This window comes from Rhodosalinus halophilus (assembly GCF_003298775.1).
Lineage (GTDB): Bacteria > Pseudomonadota > Alphaproteobacteria > Rhodobacterales > Rhodobacteraceae > Rhodosalinus > Rhodosalinus halophilus.
The window spans coordinates 138502-151497 of sequence record NZ_QNTQ01000014.1 but is presented as its reverse complement, the minus strand read 5'-3'; the positions used below and the strand labels follow the sequence as shown (position 1 = coordinate 151497).

The following is a 12996-nucleotide window of genomic DNA, read 5'->3' as shown; positions in this document are numbered from 1 at the left end:
TCCGGCGCGCTGCTCTATGCGGTCGAGAGCTTCGAGGACAACGACTTCCACGGACTCAGGCGCGTGATCGACATCTCCGGCGACGGCCCGAACAACCAGGGGCGCCCGGTCTTCATGGCGCGCGACCACGCGCTCGCGCAGGGCATCACCATCAACGGCCTGCCTCTGATGACGCCCGAGGACGAACTCGCCATCTGGGACATCGCCGATCTCGACGTCTATTACGAGGATTGCGTGGTGGGCGGCCCCGGGGCCTTCGTCCTGCCGGTCTATGGCTGGGACCAGTTCCCGGACGCGGTCAAACGCAAGCTGGTGCTCGAGATCGCGGGGCTCGCTCCCACGGTGGCCGGAGCGCGCACATGGCGCGCCCAATACAGCGCCGAGGCGGAGGCGGACTGCCTGATCGGCGAGAAGATCTGGGACCGCTATCGCGGCTACTGGGCCGAGCCCTGACGCGGCACGGGCACCGCCGTGCCGAAGGGCACCGTGTGATCCCAGGCGCCCGCGCGCCCGGCCAGATGCAGCGCCGCCTTGATCGTGCCCATATGCGTGACCACCAGCACCGGCTCGGCAGGCAGGCGCGCGAGCGCCTCGGCCACACGCGCCTGCAATTCCGCGACGCTCTCGCCGCCATGTGGGCGGGCATGATAGAAATCCGCGGCCCAGGCGTCGAGCTCGTCGCGCGGCAGCGCGGACCAGGGCACGCCCTCCCAGCGACCGAAATCCATCTCGGTCCAGAGCGGCTCGATGCGCGCGCGCAGCCCGCGCACCCCCGCGATCCGCTCGGCCAGCCGGACGCAGCGCGTGAGCGGGCTGCTCACCACATGCGCGACCTCCGGCAGCCGCGCGATGACCTCCGCCGCCTCGGCCTCGAAGCTCGGCGCGAGCGCGAGATCCGTGCGCCCGTAGCAGGTACCCGGCGCGACCTCGGGCGTGGTGTGGCGCAGCAGCGTCAGAGCCATGCAAGCGCCCCAAGGTAAAGCCCCAGCTCGGCCATCTGCTGCGTCGCGCCCAGGCAGTCGCCGGTATAGCCGCCGAGGCGGCGCAGGTAGCGCCGCGCGACGAGCGCAGCGAGAAGCGCGGCGCCCGCGAGCGCAGCGAGCGCCCCGCCGGGGCCCAGCGCGAGCGCAAGGGCCGCGGCCAGCGCGAGGGTCGTGGCGAGCGCCGCGCGGTGCCCGGCTGCCGAGACCGACGGCGCGGTGAACTTCGCCCCCGTCTCGCGGGCATAGGGGTGGCGGGCGACCACCGCCACGGGCGCGTAGCGGCTGATGCCGTGCCCCAGGATCAGAAGCGCCGCGGCGTCGGCCGGCGCGAACGCGGCAAGCGCCGCGAATTTCAGCGCCAGCGCCATGCCCAGCGCCAGCGCACCGTAGGTGCCGATCCGGCTGTCGCGCATGATCTCCAGCGCCCGCTCCCGCGTGAGCCCGCCGCCCAGCCCGTCCGCGGCATCCGCCAGCCCGTCCTCGTGAAACGCGCCGGTTGCGAGCAGCGTGGCCGCCATCGACAGAAGCACCGCCACCGGCCACGGCAGGAGCATGGCCGCCGTCAGCAGGACTCCCGCGCCGATCGCGCCGACGAGCAGCCCGACCAGCGGATAGTACCGCGTGGCGCGCAAAAGCCGCCCCTCGGAGAACGCCAGATCCTGCGGCACCGGCAGCCGCGTCAGAAACTGCACGGCGAGCGCGAAGACGCCGATCTCGTCGCGCCAGCCGGAAAAGGGGGTTTCCTGCGTCATGCAGCGGCCTTAGCCGGGCCCGGGCGACGCGGCAAGCCGGGGGATTTCGGCTTGACGCGCGGCGCAGGGGTGCGAATTAGGCGGCATGGCGGAGGCTGAGCTTCACATAGACCTGGGCGCGCTGGCGGAGAACTGGCGCAGGCTGGCCGAGCGTTCCGCGGCCGAGGCCGGCGCCGTGGTGAAGGCCGACGGCTACGGGCTGGGTCTCGCGCCGGTGGCGCAGGCGCTGGCGCGGGCCGGCGCGCGGAAGTTCTTTACCGCCATCGCGGAGGAAGGCGCGCGGCTGCGCCAGGCGCTCGGCCCCGAGCCCGAGATCTTTGTCTTCGGCGGGCACATGCCGGGCGATGCCGCCCTGATCCGCGACGCCGCGCTCGTGCCGCTGCTGAACTCGCCGGAACAGATGACCCGGCATCTCGAGTCCGCGCCCCAGGCCCCCTTCGGCATCCAGCTCGACAGCGGCATGAACCGCCTGGGCATGGAACCCGCGGACTGGGCCGCGGTCCGCGGGCGGGCGCGCGCGCTCGGTCCGCGCCTGGTGATGAGCCATCTCGCCTGCGCCGACGCGCCGGACCACCCGATGAACGCCCGCCAGCTCGCCGCGTTCCGCGCCATGACCGAGGGGATCGACGCCCCCCGGTCGCTGGGCGCCACCGGCGGGGCGCTTATGGACCCTGCCTATCATTTCGACCTGACGCGCCCCGGCATCGGGGTCTACGGCGGGTTGCCCTTCGCCGAGGCGCAGCCGGTCGTGACCCTCCGGTTGCCGGTGATCCAGACCCGCGATGTCTCGCCCGGCGAAAGCGTGGGCTACGGCATGACATGGATCGCCGAGCGCCCCGCGCGGATCGCGACGGTTTCGGGCGGCTACGGGGACGGCATCGCCCGTGGCATGGCGCCGCAGCTCGCCTTTTTCCACGACGGCGTCCCCTGCCCCGTGCGCGGGCGGATCTCGATGGATCTGATCGGGGTGGAGGTTACCCATCTGCCGGAGCCGCCCGAGTATCTCGAGCTGCTGGGCGCGGATCAGCGGGTGGGCGATCTCGCGCAGGCGGCCGGCACCATCGGCTACGAGATCCTCACCTCCCTCGGCCAGGGCCGCTACGCGCGGCGCTATACGGGCGGATGAGCCCGCTCGCCCCCCTCGGCGCCCTCGGCCGGGCGGTTCTGCGCCTGCTGGGCGAGGTCGGGGCGGTGGCGCTCTATGCGCTCTCGGCCGTCTCGCACGTCGTCCGCCCGCCCTTCTACGCGCGCGAGTTCGGCGTGGCGCTGATCCAGATCGGCTGGCTCTCGCTGCCGGTCGTGGGGCTGACGGCGCTCTTCACCGGCGGCGCGCTGGCGCTGCAGATCTACGCCGGCGGCGCGCGTTTCAACGCCGAGGCGGTGGTGCCGCAGATCGTCGCCATCGGCATCGTGCGCGAGTTGGGCCCCGTTCTGGGCGGCCTGATGGTGGCGGCGCGCGTCGCCTCCTCGATTGCCGCGGAAATCGGGACCATGAAGGTGACCGAGCAGATCGACGCGCTGGTGACGCTTTCCACCGATCCGATGAAGTACCTCACGGCGCCGCGCGTTCTCGCCGCGACGCTCGCGGTGCCCGTGCTGGTCGCAGTGGGCGACTCGGTGGGGATCATGGGCGGCTACCTCGTCGGGCTCGCGCGGCTGGGATTCAACGGCGCGGCCTATCTCGAGAACACGGTGAACTTCCTCGAGACCTGGGACATCCTCTCGGGGCTCGTGAAGGGGGCGGCCTTCGGCTTCATCGTCGCGCTCATGGGCTGCTACCACGGCATGAACTCGCGCCGCGGCGCGCAGGGCGTCGGCCGCGCCACGAAGCAGGCGGTCGTGTCCTCCAGCGTGCTGATCTTCGCCGCGAACTACATTCTGACGGAGCTTTTCTTCGCCGCATGATCGAGCTCAGGGGCGTCCACAAGGCCTTCGGCACGAATCGCGTCCTGCGCGGCGTCGATCTCTTCGTGGCGCGCGGCACCTCGATGGTGGTGATCGGCGGCTCGGGCACCGGCAAGTCGGTGATGCTGAAATGCATCCTGGGCCTGGTGGAACCGGACGCGGGCGAGATCACGGTGGACGGCACGGAGGTGCACGAGGGCGATCACGACGCCTTTCTCGCCCGCTTCGGAATGCTCTTCCAGGGCGGCGCGCTCTTCGACTCGCTGCCGGTCTGGCAGAACGTGGCCTTCCGTCTGCTGCGCGGCGCGCTCAAGCGCCCGAAGGCCGAAGCGCGCGAGATCGCCGTCGAGAAGCTGCGCCGCGTCGGGCTCTCGCCGGATGTGGCCGACAGCTACCCGGCAGAGCTCTCGGGCGGCATGCAGAAGCGCGTGGGCCTCGCCCGCGCCATCGCCGCAGAGCCCGAGATCATCTTCTTCGACGAGCCCACCACGGGGCTCGACCCGATCATGGCGGGCGTCATCAACGATCTGATCCGCGAGATCGTGACCGAGATGGGGGCGACCGCCATCGCGATCACCCACGACATGACGAGCGTGCGCGCCATCGCGGACAACGTGGCGATGCTGCATGACGGCGTGATCAAATGGACAGGCCCGGTGGCGGATTTGGACGCCTCGGGCGACCCTTACGTCGATCAGTTCATCCACGGCCGCGCCGAAGGCCCGATCGCGGCGGTGCGCTGATGCCCGAGTTCTTCCAGCCGGATCCGGTGCTGCTGGCCTTCATCGGCTTCCGCCAGACCCTCTATCTGGAGGGGCTGGCCCTGCTGGCGCTGATCAAGGCGGTCGTCGCGCGGGGCGCCTGCCGCCGGCTTTCGCTTGCCGCGCTCGCGGTGGCGGGCGTCGCCGTCGCCGTCAAGCTCGCCGCGCTGCTGCCCGACGCGCCGGCGCTGCAGGCGGCGAGCTTCGTGCGCAACGCGGGCGGCGGCATGGCCGTGCCGCTCGCTGCCTCGGCGCTTCTGGTGGCGGCGGGCTTCGCGCCGGGGTGGCGCTGGGCCTGGCTGGACATCATCCACCTGATGTGGCTGGGCGCCCTGCTGGGGCTGTGGGGTTACGCCGCATGGGGCTGAGGCGCACGGTCGCGCCGCGCTGGCTGGTCGCCGTCAATCTCGCTCTGCTCCTGCTCTACCCTGTCGCCTGGTCCGCCCCGCTGCTGCGCGCAGGGCTTCTGCCGCTCTTCGGGATGTCGGAGATCAGCGTGCTGTCAGGCCTCGCCGCGCTCTGGGACAATGACCGGGCGCTGGCGGTCGTCGTGGCGCTCTTCGCGCTCGTGGCGCCCTACGCCAAGACGCTCGGGCTCGCCGCGCGGCACTTCGGGCTGCTTTCGGCGCGCTGGGCGCCCGCGCTGGAAGGGCTGGGCCGGCTCGCCATGGCCGACATCTTCCTGATCGCCATCTACATCACCGTCGCCAGGGGAATCGGCGTCGGGCGCGTCGAGGTGGCCTGGGGCCTCTACCTCTTCACCCTCTGCATCCTCGCCTCGCTGGCGATCTCGCTCGCCGAGCGCCGCCTCACGCGCCCTCACCCAGCGTCTGCATCAGAATAGATCGGGTCTCGGGGCAGTGCTCGACGGGGCGGTCCCGGCGGCTGCGGTCGTATTTCCACCCCGTCGAAATCGCCCTGCAATGCAGGAAGCGCTGATCCCGCGCCTGCGCCACCCGGTTGAACTGATACCGCCCCACGCCATGCACGTCCCACGCAAGTCCGCCCAATGGCCCGCCCGGGCGCACGCAATACTTCTCCGTGCAGGGCTTTTCGGGGACGAAGGCCCATTGATGATCAACGTGGCGCGGCGCCTGCCCCGTCGCGGCATGCCGCCAGATGCCCGGCGCGGTGACATAGCCGAGCCAGCTCTGCGCCGCCGCCTCGTAGATCGTGCGCGCGCCCCGCGACACGAAGAGCTCGTCGACATCGTTCACCGCCACCGCCGCGGCGCGGCGCAGCAGCCACAGGCGCGCGAGGTTGAGCGTCGCCGACTGGAAGAACAGCTCCCGGTTCTTCGGCACCGTCTTCGCCGTCGGCCCGAACGGCAGGTCCGCCGAGACCACCAGCGCGGCCTTCAGTCCCGGCACCGCGGCGAGACTCTCGGTCACAACGGCCGGGGCATAGCGGGTCGACCCGTTGTCGAACAGAATGATCGCCTCGGTCCCCTGCGCCCGAACGTGATGCGCGGCCCAGTCAGCGATCCAGTCGAGTTCGTTGTCCTTAGACTTGGTCACCAGGCAGCGCAGGCGGTCGAAGACCCCGATCCGCGGCATCACCGGCATCCGCAGCCTCGCTCCGCCTGCCTCCGCGGGCAGTGTCACGTCGAGCTCCGGCCCCGGATCCCCCGCCGCCCTGCACCAGAGCGCGTCCCATCGCCGATACCGCACCAGTCGTCCCACGGACAGCGCCCCGGCGGTCCCGGCGATCCTCGCGTGACGCAGAACGGGCTCCAGTTCGCGCAGCGGCGGGCAGACGAGGATCACCGCGCGCCGTTCCGGCACCCACACCGCTCCGTAAGCCAGCGTGCGGAAATCGAATGCTTCGTCGGAGCCCGGCGCGCGCTGCGCCGGGGGTGTCAACCGCGCGCGCCGCACCGGCGAGTCCTTCGGAAGTCGCAACGCCTGCAACGTCAGCGTGTCGAACATGGCCGGGGGATACCGCTGCTGTTCGCGAACGGCAATCTCCCCCTTGGCAAAGCGCGCGTCCCGGACCAAACAGCCCTCATGGCCAAGGCCGCCGCCTTCATCTGCTCCGCCTGCGGCGCCGCCCATGCGAAATGGGCCGGCCGCTGCGACGCCTGCGGCGCCTGGAACACGCTGCAGGAAGAGAGCGCGAAGGCCGGCCCCGGCCGGGCGCCGAAGGCCGGGCGCGCGATTCCGCTCTCCGGCCTCGACGCCGAGGAGCGGCCCGCGCCGCGCGCCGCCTCGGGCATGGCGGAACTCGACCGCGTGCTGGGCGGCGGGCTGGTGCCCGGCTCGGCGGTGCTGCTCGCCGGCGATCCCGGGATCGGCAAATCCACGCTGCTTCTGCAGGCCGCGGCCCGCTTCGCCGCGCGCGGGCTGTCCACCATCTACATCTCCGGCGAGGAAGCCTCGGCGCAGGTCAGGATGCGCGCCAGGCGGCTCGAGCTTTCCGATGCGCCGGTCAGGCTCGGCGCCGAGACGGCGCTCTCCGACATCCTCGCCACGCTCGAGGCCGAGCGTCCGGGGCTCGTGATCATCGATTCGATCCAGACCATGTGGACCGACGCGGCCGACAGCGCGCCCGGCTCGGTGGGCCAGGTCCGCGCTGTGGCCCATCAGCTCACCGCCTTCGCCAAGCGCCGCGGCACCGCTGTGATCCTCGTCGGCCACGTGACCAAGGAAGGTCAGATCGCAGGCCCGAGAGTCGTCGAGCACATGGTGGACACGGTGCTGCACTTCGAGGGCGAGCGCGGGCATCAGTTCCGCATCCTGCGCGGCGTCAAGAACCGCTTCGGCGCCACCGACGAGATCGGCGTCTTCGAGATGACGGGCGCGGGCCTCGCCGAGATCGGCAACCCCTCGGAGCTTTTCCTGTCGGAGCGCGGCCAGCCCGCGCCGGGCTCGGTCGTCTTCGCCGGCATCGAGGGGTCGCGCCCGCTGCTGGTGGAGTTGCAGGCGCTGGTGGCCCCCACCCCGCACGCCCAGCCCCGGCGCACCGTGGTGGGCTGGGACGGCGGGCGCCTGGCGATGATCCTCGCCGTGCTGGAGGCGCGCTGCGGTATCCCCTTCGCGGGGCTCGACGTCTATCTGAACGTGGCCGGCGGGCTGAAGATCGCCGAACCCGCGGCCGACCTGGCCGTGGCCGCCGCACTCCTCTCGGCGCGCGAGGGCGAGCCGCTCGCCCACGACACCGTGGTCTTCGGCGAGATCAGCCTCTCGGGCGCCCTCCGCCCGGTCAGCCAGACCGAAAACAGGTTGAAAGAGGCGCGAAAACTTGGTTTCACCTCGGCCATCCTGCCCGAGGGCGGCAAGCCGGGGCCGAGCGGCGGGCTCGAACTGACCCGCATGGGCCAACTGGCGGATCTGGCTGGCGGGACATTCGGCGCCGGGTAGCGGCGCTCCGGGGGCGGGACGGGCAGAGGGACAGGCACCGCGCATGGAAGGCTTCACCATCATCGACGGCGTGGTGGCGCTCGTCGTCGTTGTATCTGCATTTCTCGCCTACGCGCGCGGATTCGTGCGCGAGGTGCTGGCCATCGCCGGCTGGATCGCGGCCGCGGCTCTGGCCTTCGTCTTCGCGCCCCAGGCGACGCCGCTGGTCAAGGAGGTGCCCGTCCTCGGCGACTTCCTCGCCGACAGCTGCGAGCTTTCGGTGATCGCCGGCTTCGCGGCGGTCTTCGCCGTCGCGCTTCTGGTGATCTCGCTCTTCACGCCGCTCTTTTCCTCGGCCGTGCAGCGCTCGGCGCTGGGCGGAATCGACCAGGCGCTGGGCTTCCTCTTCGGGGTGGCGCGCGGCATCCTGCTCGTGGCGCTGGCCTATTTCGTATACGAGACGGTGATCAGCGCGCAGCAGATCGCGGTGATCGACGACAGCCGTTCGGCCCGGGTCTTCGCCCAGCTCGCCGAGCAGATCGAGGCGCGCAGCGACCCCGATGCGGCGCTCGGCTGGATCACCCGGCAATACGAGGAACTCGTGGGCGTCTGCGACGCGCCGGCCTGAAGCGCGCGCTCAGACAGACCGGTGTCCTTCGTCGAGGAACGCCTCGAAGGAGGACACGCAGTCTTCCCAGACCGGATCGCTGGGACACACCACATGATTGGGCGTATCGACGAAGGACAGGCGCGCGCCCGGCACATGGGCCGCGATCTGCTTCGACTGCTCGGGCGACTGCACCGCATCCCCCGACGCGTGGCACACGAGAACCGGACAGGCGATCCGGTCCAGAATGTCCGTGACGTCGATCTCGGCAATCCGGGCGCGCAGCTCGGCCGCCACGTCGGGCGTTGCCGAGACGAGCTGCGTCTCGACGAGGCTCTCAAGCTCCTCCCGCGTCGAGAGCGGCATGAAGATGGTGGCTACCGCCTGCATGAAGCCGGAGCCCGGCACGCCCCATCCCGCACGGATCAGCGCCGTGAACGCCTCGGTCTTGCCCGCCTCGCCGCGCGCCAGTTCACCCCGCACGAGCCCGTTGTTCAGGATCATCCGGCTGACGCGCTCCGGATGCCGCGCCGCGAAGGCCAGCGCGATGGGAACGCTCTGGCTGATGGCGTAGATCGCGAAGCGGTCCAGACCGGCCGCGTCGGCGACGGCCTCCATGTCGTCCACGAAACTCTCGAAGCGGCCGCCGTTCAGCCTGCGTTCGGACATGCCGGTGCCGCGCGGATCGTAGCGGATCAGGCGCCGTCCGTTCCCGAGCCGCTTCAGCAATGGCCCGAACACAGGGCTTTTCCAGTCATGCTCGAGGTGGTTGAGCCAGTGGCCGCCGCGCAGGAGCGGAGGCCCCTCGCCGGTCTCGGCCCAGGCGATGGCCGTGCCGTCGCGCGATCGTGCGTAGCGGATCGTCTGTGTCGTGCCGGCGTCTGCGGCGGGCGGTGGCGGCGCAGCGCCGTGCGAGGATGCGACAGGCAGCACGAGTTGCAGACCGCGCTTCGTGTGGGTCCGGATCACTGACTGACGCCTCCCGTCGTCTCCGACGGCGGCGCGCGCGGCGCTCACCCGTGCGGCGATCGTCGCATCCGACACGATGCGCCCCTGCCAGATCTCGGCCACGAGGTCGTCATAGCTCACCAGTTCAGGGGCGCGGGCCGCCAGCAAGGCGAGAAGGTCGAAGACCTGCGGCTCGACGTGAACGTCGCGAGCACCGTGGCACAGAACATGCGCGCCGGTATCCAGCGTGTAGTCGCCGAAGGCATAGATCATCGCACCGAGCCTTTCCCGAGCACAGCTTTATGCGCCCGCCAGACGAAATCCAGCCTTTCGCAAGACCTCCGCAAGCCTGTCTTCAAGCGCCGGCACGTCGCCCACGGCATCCTCCGGACCATGTCAGCGAAGGAGACACCAGCGATGACCGACAAGATCAAGCGCCGCTCCGACGGCTCCATCGACACCGGCTTTTACACGCAACGCGGCCGTCGTATGCGCGCCGAAGCCGCGCGGAGCATTGCAGGGGCCGTCAGCCCCCGTCCCCGCAAGGCCCATGCCCCGGGCGTGGTCTGGATCGTCCTGGGCGTCCTCGTGCTGGGCATAACGGCACCCTTCGTCGCCTGAGACCGGCGCGAGAGGCGATTCATGATCGTTTGATGACATCGGGCCTCGGAATCCCTATGTGTGAGATCAACCCTTTTCCGACAGAGAATCGGAGCCCGTCGGCATGCCCGACCAGCCCCCTGCCTTCCGCGCCCACCCCTTCGACGACGACAAGCTGCGTGAGGAATGCGGCGTCTTCGGCGTGCTGGGCGCCGCCGACGCGGCGAATTTCGTGGCCCTCGGCCTGCACGCGCTTCAGCACCGCGGACAGGAGGCCGGCGGCATCGTCGCCTACCACCCCGAGCAGGGCTTCAACTCGGCCCGCCGCTTCGGTTACGTCCGCGACAGCTTCACCTCCGCCGACGTGATGGAGACGCTGCCGGGCAGCCTCGCCATCGGGCATGTGCGCTACTCCACCTCCGGCTCGAAGGGGCCGACGCAGATCCGCGACGTGCAGCCCTTCTTCGGCGAGTTCTCGATGGGCGGCGCCGCCATAGCGCACAACGGCAACATCACCAACGCCGTGGCGCTCCGGCGCGAGCTGATCGAGCGCGGCTCGATCTTCCAGTCGTCCTCGGACACCGAATGCATCATCCACCTGATGGCGCGCTCGCTGCAGAAGGGCATCCCCGAGCGGATGGAAGACGCGCTGCGCCGTGTCGAGGGCGCCTTCTCCATCGTCGCCATGACGCGCACCAAGCTGATCGGCGTGCGCGACCCCCTGGGCGTGCGCCCGCTGGTGCTGGGCCGCGTGGGCGAGGGCTGGGTGCTGAGCTCCGAGACCTGCGCGCTCGACATCATCGGGGCCGAGTTCGTGCGCGAGATCGAGCCGGGCGAGATGGTGGTCATCACCGAGGAGGGCGTCGAGAGCCTGCGCCCCTTCCGTCCCGCGCGCCCGCGCTTCTGCATCTTCGAGCACGTCTATTTCTCGCGCCCCGATTCGATGATCGGCGGGCGCTCGGTCTATGAAACCCGCCGCCAGATCGGCGTGGAACTGGCGCGCGAAGCCCCGGTCGAGGCGGATCTCGTCTGCCCCGTGCCCGACAGCGGCACCCCGGCCGCCATCGGCTACAGCCAAGAGGCCGGCATTCCCTTCGCCATGGGGATCGTGCGCAACCAGTACATGGGCCGCACCTTCATCGAGCCCACCGAGCAGATCCGCAACATGGGCGTGCGCCTCAAGCTCAACGTCAACCGCGCGCTCATCCGCGGAAAGCGGGTGATCCTCGTGGACGATTCGGTTGTGCGCGGCACCACCTCGCGGAAGATCAAGGAGATGGTGCTCGACGCCGGCGCGGCCGAGGTGCATTTCCGTATCGCGAGCCCACCCACTGCCTGGCCCTGCTTCTATGGCGTGGACACGCCGCAGCGCGAAAAGCTGCTCGCCGCTTCCATGTCCGAGGAAGAGATGCGCACCCATCTCGCCGTCGATTCGCTGCGCTTCATCTCGCTCGACGGGCTCTACCGCGCGGTGGGCGAGGCGCAGGGCCGCGACGCGGCGGCGCCGCAATACTGCGACGCCTGCTTCTCCGGCGACTACCCGGTCGAGCCCGCCGACATGATCGAGCAGGGCTTCACCGTGAAGGCGGCCGAATAGAAAACGGCCCCCCGCGGGGGCCGCTCTTCCGCCCTTCGGGCATTATCGCTGAACGGCGCCTCAGCCCCGCTTGGCCGCGAGCGCCTTCCAGCCGCCGGAGACGGTGATCGCCGCGATCGCGCATTTGATCGCGTCGCCGAGCAGGAAGGGCACAGCGCCGGCCGCGACAGCCGTCGGCAGGTCCAGTCCCACGAAGAGCGTGAGCCAGGCCACGCCGGGCACATAGAGCAGCGCCGCCGGAATTGCGGAGGCCGCGAAGAGCCGCAGCACGCCCCGGTCCATCCCCCGCTCCGCGAGCCAGCCGGTCGCCCAGGCCATCGCCACGAACCCCCAAAGGAACCCCGCGGTGGGTCCGATCAGGTGATGCGCACCGGCGTCGCCGCCCGAGAAAACGGGCAGGCCGGCGGCCCCCTGTGCGAGATAGGCCAGCACGGTCAAGGCCGCGAGGCGCGCGCCGAACGTCAGGCCGATCAGGGTCACGCCGAGCGTCTGCAGCGACATCGGCACCGGCACCATGGGCACCTCGACCTGCGACAGCAGCCCCAGCGCGGCGGAGCCCGAAAGCACCAGAAGCGCCTGAGCGGTGAAGGAACGATGGCCGAACGCGGCCTGTGCGAGTGTCACGATGCTCTCTCCCTGGTTGGTGGTCTCGCGCCGCAATCTCTCCGATCCAAGGGAGAAAGAAAAGACCTTCGCTGCGCCCTCGGGGGCTTCCTCTTGCAAGAAATACCCTCGGGGGGCGAGGCGGCGCGAGCCGCCGAGGGGGCTGACAGCCCCCCTGTCCGCTTGCCTCCGGCGCCCCGGCATGGAAAGAGCGCGCCATGACCGAAGACAGACCCCTCGCCCTCGTCACCGGCGCGTCGCGCGGCCTCGGCGCCGCGCTGGCCGAGGCGCTCGCGCCGTCGCATCACGTCCTCGCCGTCGCCCGCACCCAGGGGGCGCTGGAAGAGCTCGATGACCGCATCCGTGCCGCGGGCGGTCAGGCGACGCTCGCACCGATGAACCTCGCCCAGCCCGAGGCGGTGGCGGGCCTCGCGCGCGGCATCTTCGACCGCTGGGGGCGGCTCGATCTCTGGGCGCATACGGCGATCCATGCGGCGCCGCTCTCGCCGGCTCCCTCGATCGACGACAAGGATCTCGCGCGCTCGGTGGCCACCAACGTCACGGCGACCGCCGCGCTGATCGCGGCGCTGGCCCCCCTGCTCGGCACGGCAGGGCGCGCGCTCTTCTTCGACGACCCGCGTGCGGGCGAGAAGTTCTTCGGCGCCTACGGCGCGACCAAGGCCGCGCAGATCGCGCTGGCGCGCAGCTGGCAGGCCGAGAGCGCCCGGACGGGCCCGCAGATCGACGTGCTGACGCCGGCGCCCATGGCGACCGCGCTGCGGGCGCGCTTTTTCCCCGGAGAGGACCGCAGCCCGCTGGCGGACCGGCATGCCGAGGCGCGGCGGCTTCTTGGCGGCATTCTCTGACCGGCGCTCGCTTGCCGCGCCCGCCGCCCTTGTCTA

16 protein-coding genes are annotated in these 12996 nt (G+C 70.9%); 11 read left to right on the top strand and 5 right to left on the bottom strand.

The annotated features are described in order from the left end of the window. The coding region (locus DRV85_RS14740) for a DUF1194 domain-containing protein (RefSeq protein WP_113290239.1) at nucleotides 1-453 on the top strand (453 nt) is incomplete at its 5' end. On the opposite strand, the gene cobC is transcribed toward DRV85_RS14740, so the two are convergent. Next, complete coding sequence (gene cobC / locus DRV85_RS14735) at nucleotides 435-962, bottom strand: alpha-ribazole phosphatase family protein (RefSeq protein ID WP_113290238.1); 528 nt, start codon at nucleotides 960-962, stop codon at nucleotides 435-437. The genes DRV85_RS14740 and cobC overlap by 19 nt on opposite strands. Beyond that, nucleotides 953-1735: an adenosylcobinamide-GDP ribazoletransferase gene (cobS, locus tag DRV85_RS14730; RefSeq protein ID WP_113290237.1), complete on the bottom strand. Its 783-nt coding sequence runs from the start codon at nucleotides 1733-1735 to the stop codon at nucleotides 953-955. The genes cobC and cobS overlap by 10 nt, the downstream gene beginning before the upstream one ends. An 85-nt stretch (nucleotides 1736-1820) precedes the next feature. Here cobS and alr point away from each other — a divergent pair, with 85 nt between their 5' ends. Genes alr through DRV85_RS14705 form a run of 5 tightly spaced genes read left to right on the top strand, consistent with a single transcriptional unit; the run spans nucleotide 1821 to nucleotide 5245 of the window. Next, the gene (gene alr / locus DRV85_RS14725; RefSeq protein ID WP_113290236.1) at nucleotides 1821-2861 is read left to right on the top strand and encodes an alanine racemase; all 1041 of its coding nucleotides are present in this window, start codon (nucleotides 1821-1823) and stop codon (nucleotides 2859-2861) included. Next, nucleotides 2858-3640: an MlaE family ABC transporter permease gene (locus tag DRV85_RS14720; protein WP_113290235.1), complete on the top strand. Its 783-nt coding sequence runs from the start codon at nucleotides 2858-2860 to the stop codon at nucleotides 3638-3640. Before alr ends, DRV85_RS14720 begins: the two co-directional genes overlap by 4 nt. Next, nucleotides 3637-4383, top strand: coding sequence for an ABC transporter ATP-binding protein (locus DRV85_RS14715; protein ID WP_113290234.1), 747 nt, complete (start codon nucleotides 3637-3639; stop codon nucleotides 4381-4383). Before DRV85_RS14720 ends, DRV85_RS14715 begins: the two co-directional genes overlap by 4 nt. Beyond that, nucleotides 4383-4769, top strand: coding sequence for a hypothetical protein (locus DRV85_RS14710; protein WP_113290233.1), 387 nt, complete (start codon nucleotides 4383-4385; stop codon nucleotides 4767-4769). The genes DRV85_RS14715 and DRV85_RS14710 overlap by 1 nt, the downstream gene beginning before the upstream one ends. After that, nucleotides 4760-5245: a paraquat-inducible protein A gene (locus tag DRV85_RS14705; protein ID WP_113290232.1), complete on the top strand. Its 486-nt coding sequence runs from the start codon at nucleotides 4760-4762 to the stop codon at nucleotides 5243-5245. The genes DRV85_RS14710 and DRV85_RS14705 overlap by 10 nt, the downstream gene beginning before the upstream one ends. Here the strand turns inward: DRV85_RS14705 and DRV85_RS14700 are convergent. Beyond that, nucleotides 5211-6329, bottom strand: a complete 1119-nt coding sequence (locus tag DRV85_RS14700; RefSeq protein ID WP_113290231.1) for a glycosyltransferase family protein — start codon at nucleotides 6327-6329, stop codon at nucleotides 5211-5213. The two genes, DRV85_RS14705 and DRV85_RS14700, sit on opposite strands and share 35 nt — an antisense overlap. Nucleotides 6330-6407: 78 nt before the next feature. Between DRV85_RS14700 and radA the strand changes: the two genes are divergently transcribed. After that, complete coding sequence (gene radA, locus DRV85_RS14695) at nucleotides 6408-7760, top strand: DNA repair protein RadA (RefSeq protein WP_113290230.1); 1353 nt, start codon at nucleotides 6408-6410, stop codon at nucleotides 7758-7760. Nucleotides 7761-7803: 43 nt separating this feature from the next. Beyond that, nucleotides 7804-8367, top strand: coding sequence for a CvpA family protein (locus tag DRV85_RS14690; protein WP_113290229.1), 564 nt, complete (start codon nucleotides 7804-7806; stop codon nucleotides 8365-8367). A gap of 9 nt (nucleotides 8368-8376) precedes the next feature. Here DRV85_RS14690 and DRV85_RS14685 read toward each other — a convergent pair whose 3' ends face one another. Beyond that, nucleotides 8377-9567 carry an alpha/beta hydrolase gene (locus tag DRV85_RS14685; RefSeq protein WP_113290228.1) on the bottom strand — a complete coding sequence of 397 codons (1191 nt, stop codon included), beginning with the start codon at nucleotides 9565-9567 and terminating at the stop codon, nucleotides 8377-8379. 144 nt (nucleotides 9568-9711) lie between these two features. Here DRV85_RS14685 and DRV85_RS14680 point away from each other — a divergent pair, with 144 nt between their 5' ends. Together DRV85_RS14680 and purF are read left to right on the top strand one after the other, a co-directional pair. Next, nucleotides 9712-9915, top strand: coding sequence for a hypothetical protein (locus DRV85_RS14680; RefSeq protein ID WP_113290227.1), 204 nt, complete (start codon nucleotides 9712-9714; stop codon nucleotides 9913-9915). A gap of 103 nt (nucleotides 9916-10018) precedes the next feature. After that, nucleotides 10019-11491, top strand: a complete 1473-nt coding sequence (gene purF, locus DRV85_RS14675; RefSeq protein ID WP_113290226.1) for an amidophosphoribosyltransferase — start codon at nucleotides 10019-10021, stop codon at nucleotides 11489-11491. A 60-nt stretch (nucleotides 11492-11551) separates the two neighbouring features. Here purF and DRV85_RS14670 read toward each other — a convergent pair whose 3' ends face one another. Then, a complete protein-coding gene (locus tag DRV85_RS14670; protein ID WP_233495531.1) occupies nucleotides 11552-12115 on the bottom strand; it encodes a biotin transporter BioY in 564 nt (187 codons plus the stop codon). A 197-nt stretch (nucleotides 12116-12312) separates the two neighbouring features. Between DRV85_RS14670 and DRV85_RS14665 the strand changes: the two genes are divergently transcribed. Beyond that, complete coding sequence (locus DRV85_RS14665; RefSeq protein ID WP_113290224.1) at nucleotides 12313-12960, top strand: SDR family NAD(P)-dependent oxidoreductase; 648 nt, start codon at nucleotides 12313-12315, stop codon at nucleotides 12958-12960. Nucleotides 12961-12996: the final 36 nt, after the last annotated feature.

What these genes read in the sequence shown, in the direction of transcription:
- cobC (WP_113290238.1), bottom strand. Translation starts at nt 962, where the DNA reads ATGGCTCTGACGCTGCTGCGCCACACCACGCCCGAGGTCGCGCCGGGT.
- cobS (WP_113290237.1), bottom strand. Translation starts at nt 1,735, where the DNA reads ATGACGCAGGAAACCCCCTTTTCCGGCTGGCGCGACGAGATCGGCGTC.
- alr (WP_113290236.1), top strand. Translation starts at nt 1,821, where the DNA reads ATGGCGGAGGCTGAGCTTCACATAGACCTGGGCGCGCTGGCGGAGAAC.
- DRV85_RS14720 (WP_113290235.1), top strand. Translation starts at nt 2,858, where the DNA reads ATGAGCCCGCTCGCCCCCCTCGGCGCCCTCGGCCGGGCGGTTCTGCGC.
- DRV85_RS14715 (WP_113290234.1), top strand. Translation starts at nt 3,637, where the DNA reads ATGATCGAGCTCAGGGGCGTCCACAAGGCCTTCGGCACGAATCGCGTC.
- DRV85_RS14710 (WP_113290233.1), top strand. Translation starts at nt 4,383, where the DNA reads ATGCCCGAGTTCTTCCAGCCGGATCCGGTGCTGCTGGCCTTCATCGGC.
- DRV85_RS14705 (WP_113290232.1), top strand. Translation starts at nt 4,760, where the DNA reads ATGGGGCTGAGGCGCACGGTCGCGCCGCGCTGGCTGGTCGCCGTCAAT.
- DRV85_RS14700 (WP_113290231.1), bottom strand. Translation starts at nt 6,329, where the DNA reads ATGTTCGACACGCTGACGTTGCAGGCGTTGCGACTTCCGAAGGACTCG.
- radA (WP_113290230.1), top strand. Translation starts at nt 6,408, where the DNA reads ATGGCCAAGGCCGCCGCCTTCATCTGCTCCGCCTGCGGCGCCGCCCAT.
- DRV85_RS14690 (WP_113290229.1), top strand. Translation starts at nt 7,804, where the DNA reads ATGGAAGGCTTCACCATCATCGACGGCGTGGTGGCGCTCGTCGTCGTT.
- DRV85_RS14685 (WP_113290228.1), bottom strand. Translation starts at nt 9,567, where the DNA reads ATGATCTATGCCTTCGGCGACTACACGCTGGATACCGGCGCGCATGTT.
- DRV85_RS14680 (WP_113290227.1), top strand. Translation starts at nt 9,712, where the DNA reads ATGACCGACAAGATCAAGCGCCGCTCCGACGGCTCCATCGACACCGGC.
- purF (WP_113290226.1), top strand. Translation starts at nt 10,019, where the DNA reads ATGCCCGACCAGCCCCCTGCCTTCCGCGCCCACCCCTTCGACGACGAC.
- DRV85_RS14665 (WP_113290224.1), top strand. Translation starts at nt 12,313, where the DNA reads ATGACCGAAGACAGACCCCTCGCCCTCGTCACCGGCGCGTCGCGCGGC.